This is a genomic window from Dellaglioa sp. CoH-55-MRSF-7, from assembly GCF_056782235.1.
In genome coordinates, this window is the sequence record NZ_JBXAYI010000002.1 from 78,612 (window position 1) to 95,574 (window position 16,963).

At 32.6% G+C, this 16,963-nt stretch carries 13 protein-coding genes, 2 pseudogenes and 1 riboswitch; of the genes and pseudogenes, 13 read left to right on the top strand and 2 right to left on the bottom strand.

Annotation, left to right across the window (positions count from 1 at the left end; translation table 11 throughout):
* Positions 1–6 precede the first annotated feature (6 nt).
* The 4 genes from rpoD (at position 7) to pepT (ending at position 4,041) form a co-directional block, all read left to right on the top strand.
* Positions 7–1,146 (top strand): RNA polymerase sigma factor RpoD, encoded by a 1,140-nt coding sequence (rpoD, locus tag AC1RPU_RS02190; RefSeq protein WP_409022492.1) that lies wholly within the window; start codon positions 7–9, stop codon positions 1,144–1,146.
* A gap of 97 nt (positions 1,147–1,243) precedes the next feature.
* Positions 1,244–1,939 (top strand): tRNA (adenine(22)-N(1))-methyltransferase, encoded by a 696-nt coding sequence (locus AC1RPU_RS02195; RefSeq protein WP_481761356.1) that lies wholly within the window; start codon positions 1,244–1,246, stop codon positions 1,937–1,939.
* Positions 1,936–2,733 (top strand): Nif3-like dinuclear metal center hexameric protein, encoded by a 798-nt coding sequence (locus tag AC1RPU_RS02200; protein WP_481761355.1) that lies wholly within the window; start codon positions 1,936–1,938, stop codon positions 2,731–2,733. The genes AC1RPU_RS02195 and AC1RPU_RS02200 overlap by 4 nt, the downstream gene beginning before the upstream one ends.
* Positions 2,734–2,790: 57 nt before the next feature.
* Positions 2,791–4,041 (top strand): peptidase T, encoded by a 1,251-nt coding sequence (gene pepT, locus AC1RPU_RS02205; RefSeq protein ID WP_481761354.1) that lies wholly within the window; start codon positions 2,791–2,793, stop codon positions 4,039–4,041.
* A gap of 120 nt (positions 4,042–4,161) precedes the next feature.
* On the opposite strand, the gene AC1RPU_RS02210 is transcribed toward pepT, so the two are convergent.
* Positions 4,162–4,350 (bottom strand): YjzD family protein, encoded by a 189-nt coding sequence (locus AC1RPU_RS02210; protein ID WP_409022496.1) that lies wholly within the window; start codon positions 4,348–4,350, stop codon positions 4,162–4,164.
* 132 nt (positions 4,351–4,482) lie between these two features.
* Here AC1RPU_RS02210 and dnaE point away from each other — a divergent pair, with 132 nt between their 5' ends.
* From dnaE to pyk, 3 genes and pseudogenes are all read left to right on the top strand, one after another.
* Positions 4,483–7,803 carry a DNA polymerase III subunit alpha gene (gene dnaE / locus AC1RPU_RS02215; protein WP_481761353.1) on the top strand — a complete coding sequence of 1,107 codons (3,321 nt, stop codon included), beginning with the start codon at positions 4,483–4,485 and terminating at the stop codon, positions 7,801–7,803.
* Positions 7,804–7,914: 111 nt separating this feature from the next.
* Positions 7,915–8,883 carry a 6-phosphofructokinase gene (pfkA, locus tag AC1RPU_RS02220; protein WP_481761352.1) on the top strand — a complete coding sequence of 323 codons (969 nt, stop codon included), beginning with the start codon at positions 7,915–7,917 and terminating at the stop codon, positions 8,881–8,883.
* Between the two features lie 59 nt (positions 8,884–8,942).
* Positions 8,943–10,361 (top strand): annotated as a pseudogene (gene pyk / locus AC1RPU_RS02225) (pyruvate kinase); the annotation flags it as partial.
* Positions 10,362–10,649: 288 nt separating this feature from the next.
* Here pyk and AC1RPU_RS02230 read toward each other — a convergent pair.
* Positions 10,650–12,194 (bottom strand): annotated as a pseudogene (locus tag AC1RPU_RS02230) (IS1182 family transposase); the annotation flags it as partial.
* Positions 12,195–12,501: 307 nt separating this feature from the next.
* Between AC1RPU_RS02230 and AC1RPU_RS02235 the strand changes: the two are divergent.
* From AC1RPU_RS02235 to AC1RPU_RS02260, 6 genes are all read left to right on the top strand, one after another.
* Positions 12,502–13,416, top strand: coding sequence for a CvfB family protein (locus AC1RPU_RS02235; protein WP_481761351.1), 915 nt, complete (start codon positions 12,502–12,504; stop codon positions 13,414–13,416).
* A gap of 163 nt (positions 13,417–13,579) precedes the next feature.
* Positions 13,580–13,948, top strand: coding sequence for an N-acetyltransferase (locus AC1RPU_RS02240; RefSeq protein WP_481761350.1), 369 nt, complete (start codon positions 13,580–13,582; stop codon positions 13,946–13,948).
* Entirely contained in the window at positions 13,932–14,684 is a 753-nt protein-coding gene (locus AC1RPU_RS02245; RefSeq protein WP_481761349.1) for a segregation and condensation protein A, read from the top strand. Before AC1RPU_RS02240 ends, AC1RPU_RS02245 begins: the two co-directional genes overlap by 17 nt.
* A 25-nt stretch (positions 14,685–14,709) precedes the next feature.
* Entirely contained in the window at positions 14,710–15,291 is a 582-nt protein-coding gene (gene scpB / locus AC1RPU_RS02250) for an SMC-Scp complex subunit ScpB (RefSeq protein ID WP_481761348.1), read from the top strand.
* Position 15,292: 1 nt separating this feature from the next.
* The gene (locus tag AC1RPU_RS02255; RefSeq protein WP_409022503.1) at positions 15,293–16,024 is read left to right on the top strand and encodes a pseudouridine synthase; all 732 of its coding nucleotides are present in this window, start codon (positions 15,293–15,295) and stop codon (positions 16,022–16,024) included.
* Between the two features lie 51 nt (positions 16,025–16,075).
* Positions 16,076–16,200, top strand: a riboswitch (FMN riboswitch).
* Positions 16,201–16,317: 117 nt separating this feature from the next.
* Positions 16,318–16,902: an ECF transporter S component gene (locus AC1RPU_RS02260; protein ID WP_409022504.1), complete on the top strand. Its 585-nt coding sequence runs from the start codon at positions 16,318–16,320 to the stop codon at positions 16,900–16,902.
* Positions 16,903–16,963 lie beyond the last annotated feature (61 nt).

Here is a 16,963-nt window from a genome sequence, read left to right on the forward strand (position 1 = left end):
TTATTAATGGTAAAAAAAGTAGAAAAAGTTGAAGAATCAGAATTTGACGAAAAAGGCTTTAAAAAAGCACAAACGAAGTTGATCAAGGAATATAAAGTAAAAAAAGAAATTAAGTATGATAATTTAACAGATGAACTAGCAACACCATTCCATTTAGATGCTGATCGTATGGATAAATTACTTCAAAAAGTCGCAGATGCTGGTATTGCTGTTGTTGATGAAGAGGGAAACCCAAGTGAACATAGTTTAAAAGCAGCTGAAAAAGTTACAAAGAAAGCTTTAAAAGACACATCAGCACCAACTGGAATAAAAATTAATGACCCAGTTAGAATGTATTTGAAAGAAATTGGTCGTGTTAACCTTTTAAAAGCTGAAGAAGAAGTTGCTTTAGCATTAAAAATTGAAGAAGGCGACGAAGAAGCAAAACAAAAATTGGCAGAAGCTAATTTACGTTTAGTTGTTTCAATTGCTAAACGTTACGTTGGTCGTGGAATGCAATTTCTTGATTTAATTCAAGAGGGTAACATGGGATTAATGAAGGCTGTTGAGAAATTTGATTATCGTAAAGGATTTAAATTCTCAACATATGCGACATGGTGGATTAGACAAGCAATTACACGTGCTATTGCTGATCAAGCACGTACAATTAGAATTCCAGTTCATATGGTTGAAACAATTAATAAATTAATCAGAATTCAACGCCAATTATTACAAGAACTTGTTCGCGAACCAATTCCTGAAGAAATTGGTGCTGAAATGGATATGCCAGCTATGCCAGCCGAAAAAGTTCGTGAAATTTTAAAAATTGCTCAAGAACCTGTTTCATTAGAGACACCAATTGGTGAAGAAGATGATTCACATTTAGGTGATTTTATTGAAGATCAAGATGCAACTAGTCCAGCTGACCATGCGGCTTATGAACTCTTGAAGGAGCAACTAGAAAATGTTCTTGATACATTAACAGATCGTGAAGAAAATGTTCTGCGTTTAAGATTCGGTCTTGATGATGGTCGCACAAGAACACTTGAAGAAGTTGGTAAAGTGTTTGGAGTGACACGTGAACGTATTCGTCAAATTGAAGCTAAAGCATTACGTAAACTACGCCATCCATCTCGTTCAAAACAATTAAAAGATTTCTTAGAATAAAAAATTTAAGGACCATTATAAAACGAAACCTGTTTTATAATGGTCCTTTTTTAGTTATAATAAGAAAAGATAAGATACGAAAGAAGAGGATCAAGAAATGGATGCACGACATTTATCAGATCGATTAGTTCGAGTTGCAAAATTTGTACCAAAAAATGCACGATTGGCCGATATTGGATCGGATCATGCTTACTTACCTGCGTATTTAGCTATTAATAAAATTATTTCATATGCTGTTGCTGGAGAAGTAGCTAAAGGGCCTTATGAAAATGCCGTAACAGAAATTAATACAGAACGATTAGACCACATGATAATGCCAAGATTAGCTAATGGGTTAAAGGCAATTAAATTAGACGATAATATTGATACTATCACAATTGCCGGAATGGGTGGCCCTTTAATAAAGGATATATTTACTGCCGATTTAGAAAAATTAACGGGTGTCCGTCGTTTAATTATTCAACCTAATGTTGGACAAAAATTAATAAGAGAATGGTTAATGGATCATTCATATCAAATTATTGATGAAGATATTGTCGAAGACGACCATCATGTCTATGAAATTATTGTTGCTGAGAAAGTTAACACTAAAATGAGCTACTCGATATTAGATTTAAAGTATGGACCTAAATTAAGAATTGAGCAAAGCGATGTATTCAAAGCTAAATGGCACAAGCAAATGGAAAAAAAGCGTAAAGTTTTAAAAAATTTTGAGGCAGCAAATAAAGTTCCTATTGATAAAAAAAGGATATTAGAAGTTGATATCAAAGAAATTGAGGAGATGCTGGGATGACAAAAATTATTGATTTAGTCAATCAATTCGAAGTATTTGCTCCAAAAAGTATGGCTGAAATTGGTGATCCAGTAGGCCTACAATTAGGTGATATTAATAATACTGTTACTAAAGTAATGACAACTTTAGATGTTCGTCCAGAAGTTGTCCAAGAAGCAATTAATAAAAATGTAGATTTTATTTTCGCACATCATCCATTAATATTTAGACCGGCAAAAAATTTGGATACTACGAATCCTCAAAATAAAATGTATGCCGATTTATTGAGTCATAATATAACAGTGTATGCAGCTCATACTAATTTAGACAATGTTACAGGTGGGATGAATGATTGGTTAGCGAGTCGTTTAAAATTACAAGAAACAATCCCGTTAGTGCATACAAATAGTTCAGATTATGGAATGGGTCGAATCGGAAATTTAACTAGTCCTATGACTGTTATTGAATTTTCTGAATATTGTAAGAAGCAATTTAACATAAGTGGATTAAGACTGATTTCTAATGATTTGACGCAATCAATTAAGCGTGTTGCAGTTCTAGGTGGTGATGGTGGTAAATTTTATCATGAGGCAATTAAGCAGCAGGCGGATGTTTACGTAACAGGAGATGTCTACTACCACACGGCTCATGACATGTTAGCAGAAGGGTTGTCAGTTATTGATCCGGGCCATCATGTTGAAAGTATCTGTAAAGCACAATTGAAACGGTTATTTGGAGAATGGAATCTAGAAAATAATTGGCAAATTGAGATTATTGAATCAGATATTAATACAGATCCATTTCAGTTTATTTAATTTTAAAATTAGAGTATGATTAGAGATATTAAATAATAGATTAGGAGATACGCTATCATGACAAAATATGAAGAATTAATTCCACGTTTTATTAAGTATGTTAAAGTAGAAACTCGTTCTGATGAAAATTCAGGGGTAACTCCTTCAACGCAAACTCAAGTTGAATTTGCGAAAGAATTAAAGGAAGAACTTTTACAAATTGGATTAAAGGATGCACGTATTTCTAAAAAAAGTGGGTATGTTTTAGCAACATTACCAAGTAATTTAGAAGCTGGTAAAAACGTTAAAGCGGTTGGTTTTATTTCACATATGGATACAGCTGCATTTACAGCAGAGGGTGTTAACCCCCAATTCGTTGAAAATTATGATGGCGAATCTGATATTAATCTTGACGATGATGGTAAATTTAAACTAACTATTAAAGAATTTCCAAATTTAAAAAATTATAAAGGCAATACATTAATTACAACAGATGGTTCAACACTATTAGGATCAGATGATAAATCGGGAGTAGCTGAAATTATTACTGCTGTAGCTTATTTAGTTGCACATCCTGAAATTAAGCATGGTGACATTAAAGTTGGTATTGGACCTGATGAGGAAATTGGGGTAGGTGCTGATAAATTTGACGTAGCCGATTTTGGAGCTGATTTAGCTTACACTGTTGATGGTGGACCATTAGGTGAATTAGAATATGAAACATTTAATGCTGCTCAAGCAGTCGTTTCAATTCAAGGTAAGGAAGTTCATCCTGCAACTGCTAAAGGTGTTTTAATTAATGCAAGTAAGTTAGCAAATCAATTTGACTCATTATTACCACAAGATGAAGTACCTGAAAAAACTGAAGGCCGCGAAGGTTTTTACCATTTAATTTCAGTAGAAGGTACAGTTGATGAAGCAAAAATGGTATATATTATTCGTGATCATGATCGCCAAAAATTCGAAGATCGCAAAAAGTATATGATGGGTATTGCTGATAAAATGAATGCTGATTTTGATTCTGAACGTGTGACAATTGATATGGTAGATCAATATTACAATATGCGTGAAGTAATCGAGAAGGATATGACTGTTGTGACTGTTGCTAAAGAAGCTATGGAAAATTTAGCAATTAAACCGGATATCTATCCAGTACGTGGTGGGACAGATGGTTCAAAAATCTCATTCATGGGATTACCAACACCAAATATATTTGCTGGAGCAGAAAATATGCATGCGCGATTTGAATTTGTTTCAGTTGAAACAATGGAAAAAGCAACGGATGTTGTTCTAGAAATTATAAAATTAGTATCTGAAGAAACAAAATAGGTATTATTAAATAGTGTGGATGAGTTAAACTAGAGGACATATTGAGACCTTTCTTTCTCAAATTTTTCCTTATAGTCTTATAAAGCCAAAAAAAAGATAAACTAATTAGTTTATCTTTTTTTATTTATCTGATTTAGGATCTTTGAGAATGGCGTAGAGGCAATTTACGACAATTAAGCCGGTAACTGCAAAAATAATACCGATTAACAAAACTGGTGCAAACAATGTACCAGTTAGTGAGCTTACGATATAACCAATTACTTCACCAAAAATGAAGCCCCAAAAGAGAATTGTTAATTGTTTCATCATAGAACAGCACCTCACATTCAAAGCTAATTTTAGCACAAATAATTATTTTTGCAAAAGCTTTTTAGTGTCTATTGGGTATTGTTAAAAAGTTTTGTATAATAACATTAATAGATACGTGAAAAGGGGGATAAAATGTTTGTTCCGTTAAAAGTTAAAAGTTCATTCAGCTTATTACAAAGCACCACTAAAATTAATGATCTTGTTCAAAGTGCTAAAAGTAAAGGCTATAAAGCAATTGCCTTAACAGATAATAATACATTGTATGGTGCAATTGATTTTTATAATGCCTGTCAAAAAGCTGAAATTAAGCCAATTATCGGACTAACGTTAGATATCTCCGGTTTAATCGAAACAAACCATGAATATGAATTGACCTTTATTGCAAAAGATAAACAAGGTTATCAAAATTTAATGCAATTATCGACCTTAAAAATGACCTTAAATGATGATAAGTTAAACTTTAGTAGTTTAACTAACTATTTAGACGGTTTATTTATATTATCACCTAGTGAAAAAAGTGAATTTAGTTATTTAATTGAACAAAGTCAAATATCCGATGCAAAAGAATTATTAGCCAAATATCAAAGCTTAATAGGTTCAGAAAATATTCGAGTTGGCCTATCTCACTTAATGGATAAAATTACGGCACAATCAATTAAATCTTTAGCTCAAAATTTTGATATTCGTGTAATTGCGCTAGATGAAGTAGCTTATTTGGATGCTGAAAATCAGTTTGATATTGATGTGTTAAAGGCAATTAGTACTGGTGAAACGATTTTAATTAATAAAGTTGATGAACAAATTCAGGGAGAATATGCATTAAGAAATCCAAAAGAGATAACGGAGCAATATCAAGAATTGCTAATGGCAGATGCAATTCAAGAAACCCAAAATTTAGCAGATGAAACGTCTCTGGAATTAACATTCTCACAACCCAAACTACCTGAGTATCCATTACCTAATAATGAAACAGCACATAGTTATTTGAGAAGTATGTGTAATACTGGATTAAATGAGCGGTTTCCAAATGGTGTACCTAAGGAATATAAACAAAGATTAGAACTTGAGTTAAACGTTATTCAACAAATGGGATTTGAAGATTACTTTTTAATCGTTTGGGATATTATGAACTATGCTCATTCGCAAAATATTATAACTGGCCCAGGACGAGGGTCATCTGCTGGATCGATCACAGCCTACGTTTTAACGATTACGGATGTTGATCCAATTAAATATAATTTATTGTTTGAACGTTTTTTGAATTCAAAACGTGTTCAGATGCCGGATATTGATTTAGATATTCCAGATGATAAACGTGGACTAATCCTTAATTATTTACATCAAAAATATGGACATTATCACATGGCTCAAATTATTACATTTGGCACAATGGCAGCAAAACAGGCTTTGAGGGATGTTGGTCGAGTATTTGGTGTATCACCTTTTGAAATGAAAGGGTGGAGTGATTCAATTCCAAATGTTTTGAAAATTACGTTGACAGAGGCGCTAGCACAATCACAAAAATTACGTAATTTAGTTAATGATAGTTCCAAAAATAAAAATATTTTTACAATTGCGCAGCATATCGAAGGGATTCCAAGACACTACTCTACGCATGCAGCAGGGGTCGTATTGAGCCAAATTGATTTACGAGAAGTGGTTCCGTTACAAAATGGAAGTGAGGATATTCTTTTAACGCAGTATTCTAAAGATATAGTTGAAAATGTTGGTTTATTAAAAATCGATATTTTAGGTCTACGTAATTTAAATATTTTAGATCAAGCTGTAACACAGGTTAAAAAGAATTATCAAGCAGACTTCAATCCAGCATTCATTAATTTAGAAGATGAAAAAACATTAGCTCTTTTTAGATTAGGTGATACATCCGGTGTTTTCCAATTTGAATCTAATGGTATCAAAAATGTTTTAAAAAAATTACAACCAACATCTTTTGAAGATATCGCAGCTGTAAATGCGTTATATCGGCCGGGTCCGATGGAAAATATAGATACATTTATTGCACGAAAACATCATCTTGAAAAAATAACATTTCCGGACAATAGTTTAAAACAAATTCTTGAGTCAACCTATGGTGTATTAGTTTATCAGGAGCAGGTTATGCAGGTCGCATCAAAGATGGGTAATTTTACACTTGGTGAAGCTGATTTACTACGCCGAGCAATGAGTAAAAAGAAAAAAAAGACTATTGATGAAATGCGTACTCAGTTTATCAATGGGGCATATGATAATGGAATTCAAGAAGATGTAGCTAAAACAGTTTATAGTTATATTGAGCAGTTTGCTAATTATGGATTTAATCGTTCACATGCCGTTGCCTATAGTAAAATTGCTTTTCAATTAGCCTATATTAAAGCTAATTTTCCAGCTGCATTTTTTGAAGCTATTTTAAATTCCGTTGGTAATAATCCGCAAAAAATAAAAGAATACTTAGTGGAAGCAAAGCAATATCATGTAATAATTAAATTACCTGATATTAATATGAGCGAGGTAGGTTTTAGTTTAAGACAAAATATTGTTTTATTTGGATTAAATAGTATTAAAGGACTTAGAAAAGACTTTATTGAACATATCATTACATTACGGAAAAAAGAATTGTTCACAGATTTCCAATCCTTCCTGCATCGGATAGATAAAAAATATTTAAATGAGGAAAATATTTCAGCTTTAATATATTCTGGGTGTTTTGATCAATTTGAATATAATCGTGCTGAGTTGATTAGTGCTCTACCAGAATTAATTAGTAGTATTGATTTAAGTGGAAATAATACTAATTTATTTGAATTATTAACACCTAAGATAGCAAGACAATCAAACTTTCCATTAATGGTTCGATTAGAAAAAGAATCACAATATTTAGGTGCGTATCTTTCGGGACATCCGGTTGAGAAGTATCGGAAACAGCTAAATCAAAGCGATTTTAAAAAAATATCGGAAATATCTGATAAGACACATGTAACCATTTTAGTTAATCTTACGAGAGTAAAAGTTATTCGAACAAAGAAGGGTCAACAAATGGCCTTTGTAAATGGTTCGGATGAAACAAGTGAGATTGATTTGACAATATTTCCTGATTTATTTCGACAGAAAGAATCTTTACTTGAAAAAAATAAGGTCGTTGTCGTTTCGGGGGATGTTGAAACAAATAGAGGATTACAAATTATTGTTAAAAAAATAGAATTAGCAGATGATTATTTTAAACGAATAACTCAAAAAAAATGGTTTTTGAAGATTACTAAAGAAACAACAAATGAAAAAATAGAAAAATTAATGCAAACCATGAAAATAAGGTTAGGTCAAACACCGGTTATTTTGTACTATGAAAAAGACAATCGTAAAATTAGTTTAGATAGAACTTATTGGTTAAGGAACGACAAAGAAACACATACAGCGCTTACAAAAATATTAGGTTCTGAAAATGTCGTCATTAAGTAATTTATTCTTGAAAATACTGAAAATATTTTCACATTTAACAAGACAACTTTTCTGAAAAGTGTTAATATAGTGAGTGAAATATGTACTTAAATTACTTATTGAGGTGAAGAAATGAAACGCATTGGTATTTTAACAAGTGGTGGAGATGCGCCAGGTATGAACGCTTCAGTTCGTGCTGTTGCACGTCGTGTAATTGGTGAAGGATTAGAAGCATACGGTATTAATTATGGTTTTGCTGGTTTAGTTGCTGGCGATATTCATAAAATTGAATATGCTGACGTTGATGATGTTATTCAACGCGGTGGAACAATGTTATATTCAGCCCGTTATCCTGAATTTGCAACTGCTGAAGGACAATTAAAAGGTATCGAACAACTTAAAAAGTTCGGTATCGATGCTTTAGTTGTTATCGGTGGGGATGGTTCATACCATGGTGCTTTAGCACTCACAAAACGTGGATTTAACGCTGTTGGTATTCCAGGAACAATCGATAATGATATTCCTGATACAGATTTCACAGTTGGATTTGATACAGCTGTTAACACAGCTCTTGATGCAATTGATCGTATTCGCGATACTGCTCGTTCACATCAACGTACGTTTATCGTTGAAGTAATGGGTAGAAATGCTGGAGATATTGCTTTATGGTCCGGTATTGCTGGTGGTGCTGATGTTATTGTTATTCCTGAAAAAGGATATAACATGCAAGAAATTGCAGACAAGCTCAACAGTAACCGTGAACATGGTAAAGATTCAGGAATTATCGTATTAGCTGAAGGTGTTATGGGAGCTAGTGAATTTGCTGCTGAATTAGACACATATGGTAATTTTGAAACACGTGTGACTATTTTAGGCCATACACAACGTGGTGGCGTACCAACTGCCAAAGATCGTGTCTTAGCAAGTCGTTTTGGTGATTATGCTGTTCAACTTCTTATGGAAGGTAAAGGCGGATTAGCAATTGGTATTAAAGACAACAAATTAGTTGCTGAAGATATTGTTGCAACGCTTGAAGAACATAAACATCATACAGATTTGAGTCTTTTAGACTTAAATACACGACTTTCAACACCAAAATAATATAATACTGTTATTGTTATTTATAAATAATAAGTAAACTAAGAGGAGATCATAATCTAATGAAAAAAACTAAAATCGTAAGTACACTTGGTCCAGCCAGTTCAGATCTTGATACAATTGTTAAATTAATCGAAGCCGGTGCTAATGTTTTCCGTTTCAACTTTTCTCATGGTGACCATGAAGAACATTTAGGTCGTATGACATTAGTTCATGAAGCAGAAAAAATTACTGGTAAAATGGTTGGTATCATGCTTGATACTAAAGGTGCAGAAATCCGTACTACTGTTCAAAAAGAAGGTAAAATCAACTTTGAAATTAATGATATTGTTCGTATTTCAATGGATGATTCACTTGAAGGAACAAAAGAAAAGATTGCTGTTACTTACCCAGGTTTAATTGAAGATGTTCATGTTGGAGGCCACGTATTGTTTGATGATGGTCTTATCGATATGAGAATTGATGAAATTGATACAGCTGCTAACGAATTAGTAACAACTGTTATGAATTCTGGTCGTTTAGGTTCACGTAAAGGTGTTAACGCTCCTGGTGTATCAATTAACTTACCTGGTATTACTGAAAAAGATTCAGACGATATTCGTTTTGGTTTAGATCAAAACATTGATTTCATTGCTGCAAGTTTTGTACGTAAACCAGCTGATGTTTTAGATATCCGCGCTTTACTTGAAGAAAAAGGAATGGAACATGTTCAAATCTTCCCTAAGATTGAATCACAAGAAGGTATCGATAATATTGATGCTATTATGGAAGTTTCTGAAGGATTAATGATTGCCCGTGGCGATATGGGTGTTGAAATTCCTGCTGAAAATGTTCCTTTAGTTCAAAAAGACTTAATCAAAAAATGTAACGCTTTGGGCAAACCAGTTATTACTGCTACTCAAATGCTTGATTCAATGCAAGAAAACCCACGTCCTACACGTGCTGAAGCATCTGATGTTGCTAATGCCGTATTTGATGGAACAGATGCAACAATGCTTTCAGGTGAAAGTGCTAATGGTGACTACCCTGTAGAATCAGTTGCAACAATGGCTCGTATTGATGAAAAATCTGAAAATGCATTGCGTGCACATAGCTCATTTGCATTAAATGAATTTGACAAAAATGATGTTACTGAAACTATTGGTCGTGCTGTTGCTGAAACAGCTGATAGCTTAGGTATTAAAACTATCATCGCTGCTACAAAATCTGGTCAAACAGCACGTATGATTTCTAAATACCGTCCTGACTCAGATATTTTAGCTATTACTTTTGACGAACAAACTCGTCATGGTTTATCAGTTAACTGGGGTGTTCACCCAATCATTGCTGAAAAACCAGCATCAACAGATGCATTGTTTAGTTTAGCAACTGAAAAAGCTAAAGAATTAGGTTTCGCTAAAAAAGGTGACCTTATCTTAATCACTGCTGGTCTTCCAGTTGGTGAAAAAGGAACAACAAACAGTTTGAAAGTTCAATTAGTAGACTAATTATATTAAGGTTCAAGTACATGATGAACCTAAGTTAGTATATCGGTAAGACATTGGTGACGAAAAATGTTATTGGGTTAATCATGAATATAATTGACTAATTAAGATAATATTGATCAGGTTGTATCAATCCTTACTTGAATATTTTAAAATTGGAAAAGGGGCTGTGACATAAGTCCCTTCAATAAAGTTCAAAATAAGGCTCCGGAAATCATTTTTTGATTTCTGGAGCCTTATTTCTTTTTATTTAAAAAAATATAGAAAACAGAAGTATTATTTACCTCCTAAACTGGCTAATTTTTGGATATTTAATGCCATTACTATCAAACCTGCTTCCTTTTTAACCTTCTCAATCCCTCGCAATAGAAATTGATTGAACGGCAAAGAGGCCTTCATTCGACCAAAAACGGATTCTACATCAATTTTACGGTGCGCGTAAATTTGACCCGTTTCTGGTTCAGAAAGTCGTTCACATTGTTGTGCCTTAAAATATTCCCAAGATCCGTTAACTTGAATCTTACGACGTGCACCTCTAAGTGTTTTAGCCGCAGGAATAATTATCTGATTCTCATCTAGTAACTCTGCTTGATATTCTTTAAATTCACGAACTATTCCATATTTATCGGTTCTTTTCCGATACGCTTTAAAGTTAAATCGCACGCCGTGCGGATCAATATAGTAATCATTATTTTCATGATAATCCCAGTTCATAACTTTTCTATCATCAGTTCGCCATTTTTTGCTTTGTTCTCTAATCATGGTACCGTAAGGAATTATAGCAGTTTGATTTGGTAATTCATCTTCAATGAAACGATAGTTTGATTCTGATCCATATCCGGCATCGGCAACAATGTATTTATCTAATTTATTATGAGTACTTAACGTTTTAAGAAACGGTTGAAGTGTTCTAGTATCTGTTGGATTTTGAAATAATTGGTAGCCCAAAATAAATTGGTTACTGGTCGCAATTTGTAAGTTATAAGCTGGCTTAAGTTGACCATTTAACATTGGATCTTCTTTAATACGCATAAAAGTTGCATCATGATCAGTTTTAGAATAGCTATTTCGAGTACCGTATATTTTCATTTGTGCTTCATGTTCACTTAATTTATGTTGGCGTTTAGTTAATTGATTCTTCTTAGATTTTAGGGTTCTTCGAATTCTTTTAGCTGGATTGGGACTTATCTTCTTAGTTCTTGAAACTTCCTGGTCTAATGCTACTAATTTCTGATCAAGTCGATCGATAACTTCTTCAATCATTTCTAGTGTTAGATTGGAGCCTTCTGGGACTTTACAAGCAGCATGCGCTGTTTTTAATTCAACTAGTAGCTCTAAAATCGCTTCGCGATTCATTTGATCAAAACGTATTGTATTCTTTTTCCAAATAAAACTATATTTATTAGCATTAGCCAAAACCTTAGTACCATCAATAAAGATGGCATCACTAATCATATTTTGTTGTCGTAAATATTCGACTAAGGTATCTAAACTGCGATCAATTAAATCAGTTAATTCATTCGACGTTCTAAATCGGACAATAGTTCGGTAAGATGGCATTTGCTCTTGTGTTAACCAACGTGCCGATAAATTTTCTTGTGCTAGTAAGGCGACCCGACGACTACTAAAAACACCTCGAGTTATAGCAAAAAGATATAACTTCAATAAAGCTGAAAGATTATATTCACGGGGGCGACCAAAAAGATAAGGTTCTTTTATTTCTAATTTTTCGATTAGCGTATTGATATAACACGCAGTGTTATTCTTTTCTGGTATATAGTCAGTTGAGATGGCTAAACAAGTCTGATTTATGTTATAATAATTTTGCATTTTTAAGTCCTTTCGAGGATTAAATTAAGGAGCATTGGGGGTCGAAGGCCAGTGTTCCTTTTTATTTTTCTAATTAGATAATATATTAAAAAGTAGTAAAAAGAAACAAGTCTCCCGAAATCAAAAAAGATTTCGGGAGACTTGTTTAATATCATATTGAAGAGACTTATGTCACAGCCCCTTTTTTATTACACAATATTTCTATTCAATTGGCTATTAAGCCTAATATCAGGTAAAATGTGAGTATGTAATTTTAAAATATGAATAAAGAAATATAAAATAATATTTTTTTGAATGGGAGAAATAAATGAGTTCAATAATGGGACAAGTTGTTACCGCAATGGTAACTGATGAGAATGATACAGAATTTTTAGTACAAAAAGATAGTATAACAATGCATTTATTGAAAGATGAAAAAAACAGTCAATTAGCGAACGGTTCGATGGTTACAGGCTTTGTGTATGAGAACGAAGATCATGATTTGAGTTTATCAACAATAATTCCTAGAGCTGGCATTGATCAATATGCATTCGGAGACGTTGTAAAAGTTAGAAGAGATTTAGGTGTCTTCGTTGACATTGGTTTACCAGACAAAGATGTAGCAGTTTCACTAGATGATTTACCAGAAATGAAATCACTTTGGCCAAAAGCTGGTGATCGATTAATGGTTGGACTTAAAATTGATGCCAAAGATCGTATTTGGGGTGATGTTGCGGACGAAGAAATGTTTCGATCAATTGCTAAGAAACCTGATGACTCATTAAAAAATAAAAATATGAAATTTACAGTTATTCGCTTAAAAATGATTGGAACTTTTGTAATTACTGATGATGATTATCTTGGATTTATCCATCCATCTGAAAGATTTAATGAACCTAGATTAGGTCAAGTATTAGAAGGACGTGTAATTGGAATTAGAACTGACGGTACAATTAATCTATCTATCAAACCACGTGCCTATGAAGCAATTAGTGATGATGCAGCAATGTTGATTGCTGCATTAAGTCATAATGATGAAAAAACATTACCTTTTACTGATAAAAGTAATCCAGAAGACATTAAAGAATATTTTGGTATCAGCAAAGGTCAATTTAAGAGAGCTGTTGGACATCTGCTAAAAGAGCGTTATGTTAAACAAGAAGATGGTAATCTTATTTTAATAAAAATGCCTGAGGAATTTGAAACTAATAATGATGAATTAATTAACGAAACAGATGATTAATAGAAAACTATTTTAGTAGGTAAGAGATAATAAATAAAATTATTTGAAAATATAATTTATTAGTTCAACGTTAAATTAATATATCGGTAACAAACAAGTATATTAGTTATTTTTAAATATATGAATTGTCTCATGAATGCCGTGCGTGTAGAGGAGAACAATAATGCTTATTAAGTATAAGAATGATTATGAAAAAATTGCGATGGGCTTGTTGTCATTTATACCTGACTTGAAGGATGTTACTAGAATTAATTTAGCAATTAAAGGTTATCAAGATACAGAAAATCGAGATTTGTATCTTTGGAAAAATGAGGCAGGTAATTTTACTGGTATAGTTGGTATTGAAAATGATGGCAACGTTGTCGTAGTTCGGGCAATATCATTGAGTCCAGATGAAAGACATAAAAAAGTTAGTTTTTTGATTCTGAACGCTGTATTATCGCTATATCCTGATAAAAAAATCATGGGTACAATTGATACTACAAAATTAATTGAAAAATGGGAAATGCAAAAAAATGAGTCAAAAATTTAAATCTATTAGTCAGGTAACATTAAAATTAACCTCTTTTGAAGGACCACTTGATTTGTTACTGCATTTAATCAAAGATTCTGAGATGGATATTTATGATATTCAAATTTCAGAAATAACAGAGCAATATTTAACTATTATTAAAGATACTACGAATATGTCATTAGATGTGATTGGTCAATATTTAGTGATGGCTTCAACGTTGATGAAAATTAAGAGTCAAATGTTATTACCGGCAGAATTTTCCAATGTAGAGGAAACTCAAACTGATCCAAGGGCAAGTCTAGTCGAACAATTAATTGAATATCAAATTTTTAAAGAGGCGGCTGGAGAGTTGAGCGTCAGGGAAAATAAACGTGCGAATTATTTTTCTAAGGAACAAAGTAGTATTCCTAAAAATAGATTTGATAAACCTCAACTTGATATACCTGGCCTGGATTTAGAAACACTTGAGAATGCTTTTAAAAGAGTTTTAATAAAGCAAATAAATCATCAACCAATTGAGAAAAAAATTAATGTGCAACTAGCATCACTCTCTGATAAAATATCAGAAATAAAAAAAATCATTCTAAATTCAAATAAGAGTTTAATATTTAGTGATTTTTTTGAAATAACAACAACGGTTGATGAAATTGTTGTTACTTTTCTGGCAATATTAGAACTTTCAAAATTAAACCAAATTAAATTGAAACAAGCAAATAGCCATGAAATGATTCAGATTTTAAAAATTGAACCATAGATTATTGTATTAAGGAGGTACGAAGGTGAGTCATTTAGCAAATATTGAAGGACTTTTATTTGTGAGTGGGGATCAAGGAATATCTCTAGCAGAATTATCTAGATTAACTGGATTATTGAAATCAGCAGTTAAAGAACAACTTGAAAAATTATCATTAAAGTATAAAAATGATATAAATTCTAGCTTGGAGCTAATTCAATATAATGATTGTTATCAATTAGTAACAAAAGAGAAATTAGCAGATTTAATTAAAGATTATTTTGAAAATCCTAATTCAAGAAGACTTTCTAATGCAGCACTGGAAACGCTAGCTATCATTGCTTATAAACAACCAGTGACACGACTTGTAATTGATGATATCCGAGGAGTTCAAAGTTCAGGATCACTGCAAAAATTGATTGCTTTAGATCTAATTCGTGAAAATGGACGTCTTGATGTACCAGGAAGACCTATTATATATGTAACAACGACGCAATTTTTAAATTATTTTGGATTAACTGAACTAAAAGAACTTCCAGTGATTAGTGAAAATCAAGATTTTGATGGAGAAATAGGTAAACTTTTTTTAAATAATTTTAACGAAAAATTACAAGAAAATGAGGAATAATATGGCAGAGGCAGAAAGATTACAAAAAGTTATGGCGCAATCAGGTGTTGCGTCACGAAGACAATCCGAAAAAATGATTTCAGAAGGTCATGTTAAGGTGAATGGTAAGGTTGCAAGTGAGTTGGGTATTAAGGTCACAAGTGAAGATAAAATTGAAGTTGATGGTATTCGTTTAAATGAAGAACCATTAGTCTATTATTTATTCTACAAACCAAGAGGAGTTATTTCGGCTGTTAAGGATAATAAAGATCGTAAGGTTGTTACGGATTATTTTCCAGGTGTAAGGGAAAGAATTTATCCAGTCGGTCGATTAGATTATGATACTTCTGGATTATTATTAATGACAAATGATGGTGAGTTAGCCAACAAAATGACTCATCCAAAGTATAAGATTGACAAAACTTACGTCGCTAAAGTGAATGGTATTCCATCTAATGATGATTTAAAAACGTTACGTCAAGGAATTGTAATTGATGGTAAGAAAACGGCTCCTGCTCATTCAAAAATTATTTCAGCAGATAAAAATAAGCAAAAAGCAATTGTTTCATTAACAATTCATGAAGGCCGAAATCATCAAGTTAAAAATATGTTGGCAGAGGTCGGACATCCAGTGGAAAAATTAAAACGTGAAACTTATGGATTCTTAGATTTATATGGATTAACTTCGAGTCAATACCGTGAGTTATCTGAAGAAGAAGTTCATGCATTGAAAAGTATCGCCGAGCGTAAATAATTGTAACTTATTTTATCCTATGTTATATTTTGTAGCGTAATAAAATATTTGGTTCGTCTTCAGGGGCAGGGTGTAATTCCCGACCGGCGGTTATAGTCCGCGACCCACATTGTATATGTGGCTGGACTGGTGTAATTCCAGTACCGACAGTTAAAGTCTGGATAAAGAAGATAGGGCTTATTTGAGTAAGTAATTTCAAATGAACTCTGTTAATCTTTAGTGATTAATGGCGTTCATTTTTATTTACTTGAAAGGTTCTTCATTGAAGATGGCCTTCCAGGAGGTTTTCTAGTATGAATCGGTCACCAGTTTATAAAGTTGTGATTACAGCGTTCTTAGCTGCAATCTCATACGTATTAATGTTTTTATCTTTCCCAGTAATTTTTCCGTATTTAAAAATTGATTTTAGTGATTTACCAATTTTAATTGGATTTTTTATTTTGGGACCAATGAGCGGTGTGATGGTTGCCGTCGTTCGTTCATTGCTGTATCTAGTTTCAACTGGAACAGATATTGCCAGCTTGATAGGTGTTGGAAGTAATTTCTTAGCATCAATGGCGGTATCATTTCCAGCATATTATCTTCTCAAAGGTAAAGGAAACCTTAAGCCAACACTTGGAAAGAGTATTTTGGCAGTTTTAGTGAGTACCTTTGTACTAACTGCTGTATTATCTATTGCAAATTATTTTGTAATTCTACCAGTGTACTTGAATGTTATCGGTATGAATATCGGAATGTCAGTATCCAAGTACGTTATTGTTGGTATTGTTCCTTTTAATATTATAAAAGGAATTCTGGTCGTTGGGTTATTTAGTCTTTTATATCAGAGAATGTATGGTTGGGTTCAGTTAAATAATAAAAAATATAAACAACTATAGTATAATTAATGAGGGAGAATTCTTAAGTGATTCTTCCTCATTTTATTTTATAAGGATGGTA